Raw genomic sequence first — 14,413 nt, 5'->3', positions numbered from 1 at the left:
TGACGTGTGGCCAGGGGAAACGGTTGCGTTCCATTTCCCTCCGAAATTCACTGTGAAGCCCCACAGGGGTCCGTGAGGCGTCCTGTGAGGCCGGTACGGTACGGCCCTACACGACGGACTCCCCGCGGATCACGGCGAGCACGCCATCCAGTTCGTCCGCCTTCACCAGCACATCGCGCGCTTTGGAACCCTCGCTGGGGCCGACGATGTTCCGAGACTCCATCAGATCCATGAGCCTGCCCGCCTTGGCAAATCCGACACGCAGTTTTCGCTGGAGCATCGAGGTCGAGCCGAACTGCGTCGACACGACCAGTTCGGCCGCCTGGCAGAGCAGGTCGAGATCGTCGCCGATGTCCTCGTCGATGTCCTTCTTCTTCGCCGTGCCGACCACGACGTCCTCGCGGAAGACCGGTGCCATCTGATCCTTGCAGTGCTGGACGATCGCCGCGACCTCGTCCTCGGTCACGAAGGCGCCCTGCATACGGGTGGGCTTGTTGGCGCCCATCGGCAGGTAGAGCCCGTCCCCCTTGCCGATCAGCTTCTCGGCGCCCGGCTGATCGAGGATGACCCGGCTGTCGGCGAGGGAGGAGGTCGAGAAGGCGAGCCGCGAGGGCACGTTCGCCTTGATCAGACCGGTCACGACGTCCACCGAGGGCCGCTGGGTGGCGAGCACCAGGTGGATGCCGGCGGCGCGGGCCAGCTGGGTGATGCGGACGATGGAGTCCTCCACGTCACGCGGCGCGACCATCATCAGGTCGGCCAGCTCGTCCACGATGACCAGGAGGTACGGGTACGGCGACAGCTCGCGCTCGCTGCCCTCGGGGAGCTTGATCTTGCCCGCCCGGACCGCCGCGTTGAAGTCGTCGATGTGCCGGTAGCCGTACGCGGCGAGGTCGTCGTACCGCAGGTCCATCTCCCGTACGACCCACTGGAGCGCCTCGGCGGCCCGCTTGGGGTTGGTGATGATGGGCGTGATCAGATGCGGGATGCCCTCGTACGCGGTCAGCTCGACGCGCTTGGGGTCGACCAGGACCATCCGGACGTCCTCGGGGGTCGCCCGGACCATGACCGACGTGATCAGTCCGTTGATGCAGGAGGACTTTCCGGAGCCGGTGGCGCCGGCCACCAGCAGGTGGGGCATCTTCGTGAGGTTCGACATCACGTAGCCGCCCTCGACGTCCTTGCCGAGCGCGACGAGCATCGGGTGGTCGTCCTCCGCCGCGTCCGCGAGGCGCAGCACGTCGCCCAGGTTGACCATCTCGCGGTCGGAGTTCGGGATCTCGATGCCGACCGCCGACTTGCCGGGGATCGGGGAGATGATCCGCACGTCGGGGCTGGCGACGGCGTAGGCGATGTTCTTGGCGAGCGCCGTGATGCGCTCGACCTTCACGGCGGGGCCGAGCTGGACCTCGTAACGGGTGACCGTCGGGCCCCGGGTGAAGCCGGTGACGGTCGCGTCGACCTTGAACTCCATGAAGACGTTCGTGAGGGAGTGGACCACGGCGTCGTTGGCGGCGCTGCGGGTCTTGCCGGGGCCGCCGCGCTCCAGCAGGTCGAGCGAGGGCAGCGCGTACGTGATGTCTCCGCGCAGCTGGAGCTGTTCGGCGCGGGCCGGCAGCGGCCGGTCCTCGGCGGGGGCGGGCTTGGTCAGGTCGGCGACGACGGGCAGCGGCCGCTGCCCCGTACGCGCCGTCGGTACGGGCACCGAGCGCTCCGGGGGGCTCTCCCCCTCGGCGCGGTCCGGGGATCCGTCCTGAGCCCCACCGGGGGCGTCCTGGCCGTCGGGTACGTCCCGCCCGTCCCGTACGTCGTCGGCGCCCCGCTCGTCCTCCCCCGGCCCCTCCCCGCGCCGGCGTGCGCCGGTCACCGAGACGCCCTGCGTGAGGTCCGCGACGAGCGGCGAGGGAGGCATCCCGTTGAGGACCGCTCCGTCGAGCGCCGCCGCCGCGGCGGCGGCCACGTCGACGGCGTCCATGGGCCGCCCCAGCCCGTTCTCCCCCGCGCCCCGGCGACGGCGGCGGCGCGAGAGCGCCTCGGCCTCGGCGCGGTGCGGGTCGTGCGCGACCGGTACGCTCCGGCGCGCGCCCGGCGGCAGCGCCTCGCGCCACTGGTCCTCGTACCGCTCGTCGTCCTCGTACTCCCCGTCACCCGCGTCGTCCACCACCGGCGTGGGCGGCGGGTCGACGATCCCCAGCCGGGACCCGAGCAGCCGCAGCCGCTGCGGGATGGCGTTGACGGGGGTGGCGGTGACGACCAGCAGGCCGAACACGGTGAGCAGCAGGAGCAGCGGTACGGCGAGCACCTCGCCCATGGTGAAGATCAGCGGCTTGGAGGCGGCCCAGCCGATGAGCCCGCCCGCGTCCTGCATCGCCTCGGTGCCCTCGCCCCGGCCCGGCGAGCCGCAGGCGATGTGGACCAGCCCGAGCACCCCGAGGACGAGCGCGGACAGCCCGATGACGATCCGCCCGTTGGCCTCGGGCCGCTCCGGGTACAGGATCAGCCGCACGGCGACGGCGCCCAGCAGTATCGGGACGAGCAGGTCCAGGCGGCCGAAGGCGCCGGTGACGAGCATCTCGACCAGGTCGCCGACCGGCCCCTGGAGGTTCGACCACGTACCGGCCGCGATGACGAGGGAGATGCCGAGGAGCAGCAGCGCCACCCCGTCTTTGCGGTGGGCGGGGTCGAGCCCCTTCGCGCCGCGCCCTATCCCGCGGAAGACGGCCCCGACCCCGTGGGCCGTGCCGAGCCACAGGGTGCGGACGAGCCAGAACACGCCCCCGGTGGGGGACGGCGCGGGCTTGGGTACGGGCCGGGCGGCCGCCTTCTTGGCCGGAGCTTTCCTGGCCGGTGCCTTCTTGGCGGGTGCCTTCTTCACAGGCGGGGGGTTCTTCGCCGCCGTCTTCTTCGGCACCGGCTTCTTCGCGGGCGCCGCCTTCGCGGCGCCGGTCGTACGGCCGGCGCGCGGCTTCGCGGTGCCCGCCGTGTCCTGGGAGCCCTTGCCGGACGTACGTGAGGCCATGGTGGTGAGGTTACCGGTGTGGACGCCCGCGGACACGTGTGCCCACCGCTTCACCCGATCGTGTCGGCCTCGGCGCGGGGCCGGCGCCGCACGGGACCTGACACGCCGTCAGCCCCGCACGAGCCGGACGGCGCGGGTCAGTTCTGCGAGGGGAGGGCGGCGGGACCGCTTCCCGCGCCGGGCTCCAGCGCGTCCAGCGCCCGCCGCAGGCCGGTGAGTTTGCGCTCCAGGTGCGCCGCGGTCGCCACGGCGGACGCGTCGGCGGAGTCGTCGTCCAGCTGCTTGGAGAGCGCTTCCGCCTGCTCCTCGACGGCCGCGAGCCGCGCGGACAGTTCGGCCAGCACCCCGCCGGGCTCCCTGACCTCGCCCGCCCCGGCGAGCTGCCGTCTGAGCAGCTCGGCCTGCTCCTTCAACTGGCAGTTCTTCATGTACAGCTCGACGAACACGGACACCTTGGCGCGCAGCACCCAGGGGTCGAACGGCTTCGAGATGTAGTCCACCGCGCCCGCCGCGTACCCCCGGAACGTGTGGTGCGGGCCGTGGTTGATCGCCGTGAGGAAGATGATCGGGATGTCCCGCGTCCGCTCCCGGCGCTTGATGTGCGCGGCGGTCTCGAATCCGTCCATCCCCGGCATCTGGACGTCCAGCAGAATGACCGCGAAGTCGTCCGTCAGAAGCGCCTTGAGCGCTTCCTCCCCTGACGATGCCCGCACCAGCGTCTGATCGAGCGCGGAGAGAATGGCCTCCAGCGCCAGCAGATTCTCCGGCCGGTCATCGACCAGGAGGATCTTGGCCTTCTGCACCATGGCCGCCCGCCCTCCTCGCCCCGGCATGGGGCGTCCCCTGCTCGTGGAGCTCGGAACAGCACCGGGCGCCGTCCCAGGGGACGTCTCCGCTACGCCGTCCGTCCTTGTGCCGGTCATGGTAGCCGCACCCCGCCCGTCGCCACACCCTGTCACCGTGATGTCACTGTGCACGAACGAGAAACGTCACGGGCGACCAGAAGGTTCCCCGCATAGTGCGCCCTCACACGCCGCCGGGCACAGTCGCCCGGGACATCCTGGCGAATCGTGCACACATTGATCACTTGTTGTGCATCCACTGATCCATCACCGACAGCAGATGGTCCGGGTCGACCGGCTTCGTCACATAGTCGGAGGCACCGGATTCGATGGCCTTCTCCCGGTCGCCCTTCATGGCCTTGGCCGTGAGCGCGATGATCGGCAGCCCCGCGAACTGGGGCATCCTGCGGATCGCCGTCGTCGTCGCGTACCCGTCCATCTCCGGCATCATGATGTCCATCAGCACGACCGTCACGTCGTCGTGCTGCTCCAGGACCTCGATGCCCTCCCGGCCGTTCTCCGCGTACAGCACCGTCAGCCCGTGCTGCTCCAACACGCTGGTCAGGGCGAAGACGTTACGGATGTCGTCGTCCACGATCAGCACCTTCTCGTGCGTGAACGCGAACGCCCGGCGCGGCGGCGCCGCCTCCTGGCGGCCCGTACCGGCGGCTCCCGACGCCCAGGTCTCCGCCCGGCCGATCGGCACCCCGGAAGGCGCCGGGTAGCTCTGCCCGGTCGCCTGCGCCTCCTCCTCCGCGTTCTTGCGGCGGCGGCGGAACAGCGCGGCGGGCCCCGACATGTCCGGGGACAGCGGACCGCTGTCCGGGCGCACCATCCCGACCGTCTCCGCCGCGGCGGACGCGATCGAGGCCGGCGTCGACTGCGGGTCCATGCCCGCCGGAGTCAGCTGCGGATAGCCCTGCGGGGGCAGTTCGCTGGGATGCAGCGGCAGGTACAGCGTGAACGTCGAACCGCGTCCCGGCTCGCTCGCCGCGTGGATCTCCCCGCCCAGCAGCCGCGCGATCTCCCGGCTGATCGACAGACCGAGGCCCGTACCGCCGTACTTGCGGCTGGTCGTGCCGTCCGCCTGCTTGAACGCCTCGAAGATCACCCGCATCTTGCCCGCCGCGATCCCGATCCCGGTGTCCGTGACGGAGAACGCGATCAGGTCCCCGTCCGGGTCCCGCAGCGAACCGGCCTCCAGCAGCTGCTCCCTGATGGCGTCCGGCACGTCGGCCCCGGCCGGCCGGATCACCAGCTCCACGGCGCCGCTGTCGGTGAACTTCACCGCGTTCGACAGCAGGTTGCGCAGCACCTGCAACAGCCGCTGCTCGTCGGTGTGCAGCGTGGCCGGCAGCTCCGGCGACACCCGTACGGAGAAGTCGAGCCCCTTCTCCGCGGTCAGCGGCCGGAAGGTCGCCTCCACGTAGTCGACCAGCTGGACCAGCGCGATCCGGGTCGGGCTGACGTCCATCTTGCCCGCCTCGACCTTCGACAGGTCGAGGATGTCGTTGATCAGCTGGAGCAGGTCGGAGCCCGCGCCGTGGATCGTCTCCGCGAACTCCACCTGCTTCGGCGACAGGTTCGTCTCCGCATTGTCCGCGAGCAGCTTGGCGAGGATGAGCAGCGAGTTGAGCGGGGTACGCAGCTCGTGCGACATGTTCGCCAGGAACTCGGACTTGTAGCGCATCGAGACGGCGAGCTGCTCGGCCCGCTCCTCCAGCACCTGCCTGGCCTCTTCGATCTCGGTGTTCTTCACCTCGATGTCGCGGTTCTGCCGGGCCAGCAGCTCGGCCTTCTCCTCCAGCTCCGCGTTGGACTCCTGGAGCGCCTTCTGCCGGTTCTCCAGCTCCGCCGACCGCTCCCGCAGCTGCTCCGTCAGCTCCTGCGACTGCTTGAGGAGCACCTCCGTCTTGGAGTTGACGCTGATCGTGTTGACGCTCGTCGCGATCATCTCGGCGATCTGGTTCAGGAAGTCCCGCTGGATCTGCGTGAACGGCTGGAACGACGCCAGCTCGATCACCCCGAGGACCTTCCCCTCGAAGAGCACCGGCAGCACGATCACATGCGCCGGAGACGCCTCCCCGAGCCCGGACGAGATCTTGAGATAGCCCGGCGGCACGTTGACCTGGATCGTGCGCTTCTCCTCGGCGGCCGTGCCGATGAGCGTCTCGCCCGGCCGGAACGCCGTGGGCATCGCGCCCGCCGAGTAGCCGTAACTGCCGCGCATGCACAGCTCGTACGAACTGTCCCTGACGGCCTCAGAACCCACCTGGGGCGCGCCGCCGGTCTGCATCGCCAGGAAGAACGCGCCGTGCTGCGCCGAGACCGCCGGGGTCAGCTCGCTCATGATCAGCGAGGCCACGTCGTCCAGGTCGCGGCGGCCCTGCATCAGCCCCGAGATCCGGGCGAGGTTGCCCTTGAGCCAGTCCTGCTCCTCGTTGGCGAGGGTCGTGTCGCGCAGGTTCGCGATCATCGTGTTGATGTTGTCCTGGAGGACCTGGATCTCGCCCGCCGCGTCCACGTCGATCTTGAGGCTGAGATCGCCCCGGGTCACCGCCGTGGCCACCCCGGCGATCGCCCGCACCTGACGCGTCAGGTTCCCGGCCATCTCGTTCACCGACTCGGTCAGGTCACGCCACGTGCCGTCGACGTCCCGCACCCGGGCCTGACCGCCCAACTGCCCGTCCGTACCCACCTCGCGGGCCACCCGCGTCACCTGGTCGGCGAACGACGACAGCTGGTCGACCATCGTGTTGATCGTGTTCTTCAGCTCCAGGATCTCGCCCCGGGCATCGATGTCGATCTTCTTGGTGAGATCACCCTTGGCGATGGCGGTGGTGACCGTCGCGATCTGCCGCACCTGGCCGGTCAGGTTGTCGGCCATCGAGTTCACCGACTCGGTCAGGTCCTTCCACGTACCGGAGACACCCGGCACCCTCGCCTGGCCGCCCAGCTCACCCTCCGTCCCCACCTCACGGGCGACCCGGGTCACCTCGTCCGCGAAGGACGACAGGGTCGTCACCATCGTGTTGACGGTGTCGGCCAGCTCCGCGACCTCGCCGCGCGCCTCGACCGTCACCTTCTTCGTCAGGTCGCCGTTGGCCACGGCCGAGGAGACCCGGGAGATGTTCCGCACCTGACTGGTCAGGTTGTTGGCCATCGTGTTGACGTTGTCGCTGAGGTCCTTCCAGATCCCGGTGACCCCGCGCACCCGCGCCTGACCGCCGAGGATGCCTTCCGTACCCACCTCACGGGCGACCCGGGTGACCTCGTCCGCGAAGTTCAGCAGCTGGTCGACCATGGTGTTGACGGTCGTGACCAGGTCGAGGATCTCGCCCTTGGCGTCGACGGTGATCTTCTTCGACAGATCGCCCCTGGCGACCGCCGTCGTGACCTCGGCGATGTTGCGCACCTGCGAGGTCAGGTTGTTCGCCATGAAGTTGACGGACTGGGTGAGGTCCTTCCACGTACCGGACACCCCCTGGACCTCGGCCTGGCCGCCGAGCATGCCCTCGGTGCCCACCTCGCGGGCCACCCGCGTGACCTGCTCGGCGAAGTTCGACAGCTGGTCCACCATCGTGTTGAGGGTGTTCTTCAGCTCCAGGATCTCGCCGCGCGCGTCCACGTCGATCTTCTGCGACAGGTCACCGCGCGCCACCGCCGTGGCGACCTGCGCGATGTTGCGGACCTGGGCGGTCAGGTTCCCCGCCATCCCGTTCACGGAGTCCGTCAGGTCACGCCACACACCCGCGACACCCGGCACCTGCGCCTGGCCGCCGAGCCGGCCGTCCGTGCCCACCTCGCGGGCGACCCGCGTCACCTGCTCCGCGAAGGCCGACAGCTGGTCGACCATCGTGTTGATGGTGTTCTTCAGCTCCAGGATCTCGCCCCGGGCGTCCACGTCGATCTTCTGCGACAGGTCGCCCCGCGCCACCGCCGTGGTCACCTGCGCGATCTGGCGCACCTGGTCGGTCAGGTTCCCGGCCATGAAGTTGACGGAGTCCGTCAACTCCTTCCACGTACCGCTGACGCCGTCCACCCGCGCCTGGCCGCCGAGACGGCCCTCCGTGCCCACGTCCCGCGCCATCCGCGTCACCTGGTCGGCGAACGAGGACAGCTGCGACACCATCGTGTTCACGGTGTTCTTCAGTTCGAGCATCTCGCCGGCCACGTTCACCGTGACCTTCTGCGACAGGTCACCGTTCGCGACCGCCGTCGTGACCTGCGCGATGTCCCGCACCTGGCCGGTGAGGTTACGGAACGCGGTGTTCACCGAGTCCGTGAGGTCCTTCCACGTCCCCGCCGCCCCGGGCACCTCCGCCTGGCCGCCGAGACGGCCCTCTACGCCGACCTCCCGCGCGACCCGCGTCACCTCGGAACCGAACGACTGGAGCTGGTCGACCATCGTGTTGACGGTGTTCTTCAACTCCAGCATCTCGCCCGCGACGTCGACCGTGACCTTCTGCGACAGGTCACCGTTGGCCACCGCCGTCGTCACCTGCGCGATGTCCCGCACCTGCGTCGTCAGGTTCCGGAAGACCGTGTTGACCGAGTCCGTCAGGTCCTTCCACGTCCCCGCGGCCCCCGGCACCTGCGCCTGGCCGCCCAGCAGCCCCTCGGCCCCGACCTCGCTCGCCACCCGCGTCACTTCGTCCGCGAACGTACGGAGCGTCTCCGTCATCTGGTTGATCGTCTCGGCGAGCTGCGCCACCTCACCGCGCGCGCTGACCGTCACCTTCTGCGACAGATCACCGTTCGCGACGGCCGTGGTGACCTCCGCGATGCCCCGCACCTGGTTGGTCAGGTTCCCCGCCATCGTGTTCACCGAGTCGGTGAGGTCCTTCCAGACCCCCGCCACCCCCGGCACGGTCGCCTGACCGCCCAGCTCACCCTCGGTGCCGACCTCCCGCGCCACGCGCGTGACCTCGGAGGAGAACGACGACAGCTGGTCCACCATCGTGTTGACGGTGTTCTTCAGCTGGAGCATCTCGCCCGCCACGTGCACCGTGACCTTGCGGGACAGATCCCCCTTGGCCACCGCCGTCGTGACGAGAGCAATGTCACGCACCTGCGCGGTCAACCGGTACGCCATCGTGTTGACGGAATCCGTAAGGTCCTTCCAGGACCCGGACATACCGCGCACCTTGGCCTGGCCGCCGAGCTTGCCCTCCGTACCGACCTCCAGCGCCACCCGCGTCACCTCGTCGGTGAACGCGGACAGCTGGTCGACGAGGTTGTTGACCGTACGGGCCACCTTGAGGAACTCGCCGCGCAGCGGCCGCTCCGCCCCGTCCTCGGACTGCGAGCGCAGCTCCATGCGCTGCTCCAGGTCACCCTCGGCCACCGCCGACAGCACCCGGCCCACCTCGGACACCGGCCGCGCCAAGTCGTCCACCAGCGCGTTCGACGCGTCGATGGCCGTCGCCCAGGACCCCTCGCAGGCCCCGGTCTCCAGGCGCTCCGTGAGCTTTCCCTCACGCCCCACCATGCGCCGCACCCGCGCCAGCTCACCGGTCAGATGCAGGTTCCGGTCCGCGACCTCGTTGAAGACGGCGGCGATCTCCGCCATCTCGTCGTCACCGGAGACCGTCAGCCTCTTACGGAAGTTGCCGTCACGCATCGCCACCAGGGCGGCCAGCAGTCTGTTCAGCTCCGCCGAGTCCACCTCGGTGGTCCCGTTGTTCCGGGACCGTCCGCCTTTCGCGCGCGTGTTCACGCCACGCGCCGCCACGCCAGACTCCACCGTGTCCCTCCCGCAGGGTTCGAACGTACTGCCCGGGCTGTCTCCAAGAGCCTGCCCAGTGTTTCACCCCGGCCCAACCAGGCCATAACAGATCGGCAGCTTCGCATAGGGTCCCCGCAACCGGGGGACGGAAACAGTTGCAACCGGCATCCGCTCGGACCGTGAAGGTAAGTAACCTGGCATCCGGCTGTCCCACCGCCCCGGTCCGCCCGGCGGGGGTGGTGTGGCGAAGGTACTACCACCGGGCACCTGGAGGGGCGGGGCCGATCATGGCGGAGCCGGGTATCGACACGCGTACGAGGAGTTCTGTGATCACCGCCCGGGCGGCTGCCACCTTCGAACCTGTCGGGCGGTCCGTTGCGATCGCCCGCGCCTTTGTCCGCGACACGCTCCAGGGCTGGGGATACACGGACGTCGTGGACGACGCCGTCGTCCTGACCAGCGAACTCGTCACCAATGCCGTGGTCCATGCCGGTACCTCCGCCGATGTCCTCTGCCTCCGTACGGAGGACGGGGTCCGCGTCGAGGTCGCCGACCGCTACCCCGAGCGCGAGGTGCCCATACAGGGCACGGGACACGCGTTCGCCAGCACCGACAGCGAGAACGGCCGGGGCCTGCTCCTCTGCGCGGCCCTCGCCTCCCGCTGGGGCGTCGAGTACACGCCCACGTACAAACAGGTCTGGTTCCAGCTCGACCTTCCCGAACGCGCGATCGGCACCCGCTCCGCCGGCCCCGCCCTCCCCACCAGCATGCTCCCCGTCGCCGACGAACGCGTACGGGTCGCCGTCGTCCAGATCGACGCCACGGGCACCGTCGCCGGCTGGAACGAGGACGCCGAGCAGCTCTTCGGACACCAGGCCGAGAAGGTCGTCGGCAAGCCCCTCACCGACTTCGCGGCCTGGCCCCACACCCCCGGCCTCGGCTCCGGCATCGCCGAAGCGCTCCAGCTCTCCCGCTGGGAGGGCAGCTACGGCATGCGCGTCGCCGACGGCCGGGTGATCGCCGTCTACGCCTCCCACCTCCGCGTCCGCGACACCCACGGCGAACCGTCCACGGTCTGCCTCCTCGTACGGGACTACGAACGCGCGGTCATCCAGACCCCGCCCCGCATCCCGTCCACGGAAGCGGGCTCCGAGAACCGCGTCGCCGACCCCTTCGAGGTCTTCATCGGCTCCCCCGCCCCCGACGACCTCGACGGCCTCCTCCAGCGCACCGTCGAACGCGCCCGCGACATGCTCGACGGCGACTCCGCCTTCCTCCTGCTCGCCACCGACGACGAGACGGAACTGGAAGTACGCGCCAGCACCGGCCTCCCCTCCGCCCGCCAGCGCTTCGCCCGCGTCCCCGTGGAGGCCGGCACGGGCCGGTACGGCTCCGCCCGCATGCCGGCCGTCCACGACGACCTCATCGCCGTCCCCGGGGCCGTCCCGCTCCTCGGCGGCACCGGCATGCGCTCCGTCGTCACCGTCCCCCTCAAGGTCGAGGGCCGCCTCACCGGCTCCCTCGGCGTCGCCGCCGAAGCCGCGGGCCGCTACTCGAACGAAGAGGCCCTGCGCCTCCAGTTCGCCGCCGACCGCATCGCGCTGGCCGTCGAATCCGCTCGCCTCGGCGAGCTCGAACGCCTCCGCCGGGGCTCCCTGTCCTTCCTCGTCGAGGCCTCCGACCTGCTCGCCGGCACCCTGGACCGCGACCAGACCCTCGCCCTCATGGCCCAGATGACCGTCCCCACCCTCGCCACCTGGTGCGCCGTCTACACCATCGCCGACCAGTCCTCCGACCCGTACCTCTCCTACGTCCTGCACGAGGACGAGGACCGCATCGACAGCCTCAAGGCCCTCCTCGCCAAGATCGACCCGCCGGAACCGGTCCCCACCCCCGGCGCCCGCATCTGGACCGCCCCCGCCGCCGCGGCCCACGAAGCGGCCCTCCGCACCTCCATGCGCGAGCTGGGCGGCGGCTCGGCGCCGGTCTCCTCCGGCATCGGTACGACCCTGGCGACCGCGGCCGCCGTCGGCGGCGAGACCGTCGTCCTGCCCCTGGTGGCCCGCAACCGTGTCATCGGCATGCTGACCCTCGGCAAGCCCTCCGACGACCACTTCCGCCAGGAGATCCTCGAACTCGCCGAAGACCTCTCCCGCCGGGCCGCCCTCGCCCTCGACAACGCCCGCCTCTACTCCGAGCGCACCGCGATCAGCCAGGCCCTGCAACGCAGCCTGCTGCCCCCGGGCCTCCCCCAGATCCCCGGCGTCGAGGTCGAGGTCATCTACCGCGCGGCCGGCGAGGGCAACGAGGTGGGCGGCGACTTCTACGATCTGTTCCCCATCCGCGACGGCGCGTACGGCTTCGCCATCGGAGACGTCTGCGGTACGGGCCCCGAGGCGGCGGCCGTCACCGGCCTCGCCCGCCACGCCCTGCGCCTGCTCGCCCGCGAGGGCTTCGCCGGACCCGCCGTCCTGGAACGGCTCAACACCGCCATCCTCGACGAGGGCGCCCGCAGCCGCTTCCTCACCCTGCTGTACGGGGAGTTGTGGCCCCAGGAGAACGGCAGCGCGGTCCTCAAGATTGTCTGCGCCGGCCACCCACTCCCGCTGCGCCTGCGCCCCGACGGCACGGTCGAACCGGCTGCGGAACCGCAGCCGTTGCTGGGCGTCATGGACGATCTGGAGCTGTACGAACAGGTGATCACCCTCGATCCGGGGGACGTCCTGCTCTGCGTCACGGACGGCGTCACCGAACGCCGCGAGGGCACCAGGATGTTGGGCGACGACGGCCTGGCGGACGTTCTGGCCACCTGTACGGGACTGACGGCGGGCGCGGTCGCGTCGCGCATCCTGCGCGCGGTGGAGCGTTTCGCGGCGGAACCGGCCTCGGACGACATGGCGATCCTCACCCTCCGCATCCCGGAACCGCACCTGGCCTAGGGCGGGTTCGGCCCGGCCGCAGGCACGATGACCTGCGGCCGGACAGCTCCCGCCGTGTTCGCGCGACCGTCAGCGGTGGAACGCGGACCCGAAACGCGCGCCGGGGACGGGCGCGGCGAGCGTGCCGGGGCCGAAGCTCACCGAACCGGTCGCGGTGAGACCGGACGCGGTGCCGGGGAAGACCCACACGGACCCGTTGCCGCCGTTCTCCGCGGGCGCCCCGACGGCGACGTACGTACCGACGACGGCGGTACGGGTACCGAACCGGTCACCGTTCTCGGCCGCGCCGGGCACCCCGGCCGTGTCCTGGCTGAACGACTGGGCGCCGGTGCCGGTGACGCCGGCCGCGCTCCCGCGCAGGACGGTGAAGTTGCCCGCGTCGGTCACCGTGCCCAGGTCCTCGCCGGGAACCCCGGCGACGACGTCCGCGTACCCGTCGCCGGTGACGTCTCCGACGGAGACGTCGGTGCCGAAGCGGTCGCCGCTCTCGCCCGTCCCGGGGACGTCGGCGGTGTCCTGGCCGATGAGGGTGGCCCGCGCCGCGAGCCCGGTCGCCGTGCCCCGTACGACACCCACCAGACCGCCGCCCGCTGCTGTCGGGCGGCCGAAGACGACGTCCTGCCGTCCGTCGCCGTCGACGTCGCCGAGGGCGATGCTGTCGACGGACGCGGTGTCGGGGGACGCGATGAACTCCCCGGCCACCAGCCCGTTCTCCGTGCCCTTGAACAGCCGCAGCCGGGGCGGCGGGACCGTCCCGCCGTCGTCCGGGACCCCGGAAGCGCTGCTGACCACGAGGTCGGTCGTACCGTCGCCGTCGAGGTCGCCGGCTTCCATCGCGTACACGGGGACGTCCACGTCGGCGAGGGGTCCGGTGCGGGCCGCGCCGCCGTCGCGGGTGAAGGGCCCGTATCGCGTCCCATCGGCCGTCGCCAGGTCCAGGTGTCCGTCGCCGTCGAAGTCTCCGGCGCGGGTCTCCGCCCGGCCCTCGCCGATGTTGGCGGCGGTGGCGAGCCCGCCCACGCCTCCCCAGAGGACGGTGTGCAGCCCGACGTCCGGCGTACTGCCGATGTCCTCGCCGGGGGTGCCGACGATCAGGTCGGTGTATCCGTCGCCGTCCAGGTCGGCCGCGGTGAGCTGGGTGCCGAAGCCGTCGCCGGCCTCCGCGGTGCCGGGGATCGCGTAGCGGTCCTGGCTGATGATCTGTCGCTTGACGCCGTCGGGGCCGTCGGCCATGCCGTAGACGACGGCGAGGTACCCGGCGCCGGCCTGGCCGTTGACGGTGCCACCCGGGGCGGCGATGGCCACGTCGGGGTATCCGTCACCGTCGAAGTCGGCCCGCGTGGACACCGAGGCGTCGAGGGCCCGTGCGCCGGCCGGACGGTCGTCGGCGTACGACACCGCGGGGGCGGCCGCCGTCACGGCGAGGACGACGGCGGCGACAGCGGCGGCGGACAGGTGCGATCTGTGGGAGGACAAGGCAAACCCCTTGGGATGGCGAGCGGTTGGCCGCGATTGTCACGCGCTCGGCACCAACAAGACCCGCACCGGGCCTCAAGGGTTGTACGCCGTCCGGCCACCTCACGTTCACCTGAACCCACCCACCCGGCCGGCCTCACCCCGGGCACAACGCAAAAAAGGCCCCCGCCGGAGGCGGGAGCCTTCTTGTCACACATGGAGCCCCAATGCGGAATCGAACCGCAGACCTTCTCCTTACCATGGAGACGCTCTACCGACTGAGCTATTGGGGCTTGAAGAATTGCCCCGCACCATGAGGTGCGAGGCAATCCCTGCAAAGATTGTTCGGCGGCGTCCTACTCTCCCACAGGGTCCCCCCTGCAGTACCATCGGCGCTACGAGGCTTAGCTTCCGGGTTCGGAATGTAACC

Annotated in this window: 5 protein-coding genes, 1 tRNA gene and 1 rRNA gene; 1 reads left to right on the top strand and 6 read right to left on the bottom strand. The window is 70.7% G+C overall.

All coding sequences use genetic code 11. The features are described from left to right. Positions 1-106: 106 nt before the first annotated feature. The 3 genes from ACIODU_RS15670 to ACIODU_RS15660 form a co-directional block, all read right to left on the bottom strand. Positions 107-3,019, bottom strand: a complete 2,913-nt coding sequence (locus ACIODU_RS15670; protein ID WP_401767898.1) for a DNA translocase FtsK — start codon at positions 3,017-3,019, stop codon at positions 107-109. Between the two features lie 137 nt (positions 3,020-3,156). Next, positions 3,157-3,825 (bottom strand): two-component system response regulator, encoded by a 669-nt coding sequence (locus ACIODU_RS15665; RefSeq protein ID WP_161311384.1) that lies wholly within the window; start codon positions 3,823-3,825, stop codon positions 3,157-3,159. A gap of 277 nt (positions 3,826-4,102) precedes the next feature. Next, a complete protein-coding gene (locus tag ACIODU_RS15660; RefSeq protein WP_356427925.1) occupies positions 4,103-9,607 on the bottom strand; it encodes a HAMP domain-containing protein in 5,505 nt (1,834 codons plus the stop codon). Positions 9,608-9,876: 269 nt separating this feature from the next. Between ACIODU_RS15660 and ACIODU_RS15655 the strand changes: the two genes are divergently transcribed. Further along, positions 9,877-12,528: a SpoIIE family protein phosphatase gene (locus ACIODU_RS15655; protein WP_401767895.1), complete on the top strand. Its 2,652-nt coding sequence runs from the start codon at positions 9,877-9,879 to the stop codon at positions 12,526-12,528. A 69-nt stretch (positions 12,529-12,597) separates the two neighbouring features. On the opposite strand, the gene ACIODU_RS15650 is transcribed toward ACIODU_RS15655, so the two are convergent. The 3 genes from ACIODU_RS15650 to rrf all read right to left on the bottom strand — a co-directional run. Continuing rightward, positions 12,598-14,004 carry an FG-GAP-like repeat-containing protein gene (locus ACIODU_RS15650; RefSeq protein ID WP_401767894.1) on the bottom strand — a complete coding sequence of 469 codons (1,407 nt, stop codon included), beginning with the start codon at positions 14,002-14,004 and terminating at the stop codon, positions 12,598-12,600. 196 nt (positions 14,005-14,200) lie between these two features. Then, positions 14,201-14,276 (bottom strand) — tRNA-Thr (locus ACIODU_RS15645). A 50-nt stretch (positions 14,277-14,326) separates the two neighbouring features. Continuing rightward, positions 14,327-14,413, bottom strand: a 5S ribosomal RNA gene (gene rrf, locus ACIODU_RS15640); the annotation flags it as partial.

Source organism: Streptomyces sp. NPDC088261, assembly GCF_044740805.1.
Classification (GTDB): domain Bacteria; phylum Actinomycetota; class Actinomycetes; order Streptomycetales; family Streptomycetaceae; genus Streptomyces.
The sequence above is the reverse complement of the archived record's forward strand: the minus strand, read 5'-3'. Positions and strand labels throughout refer to the sequence as shown.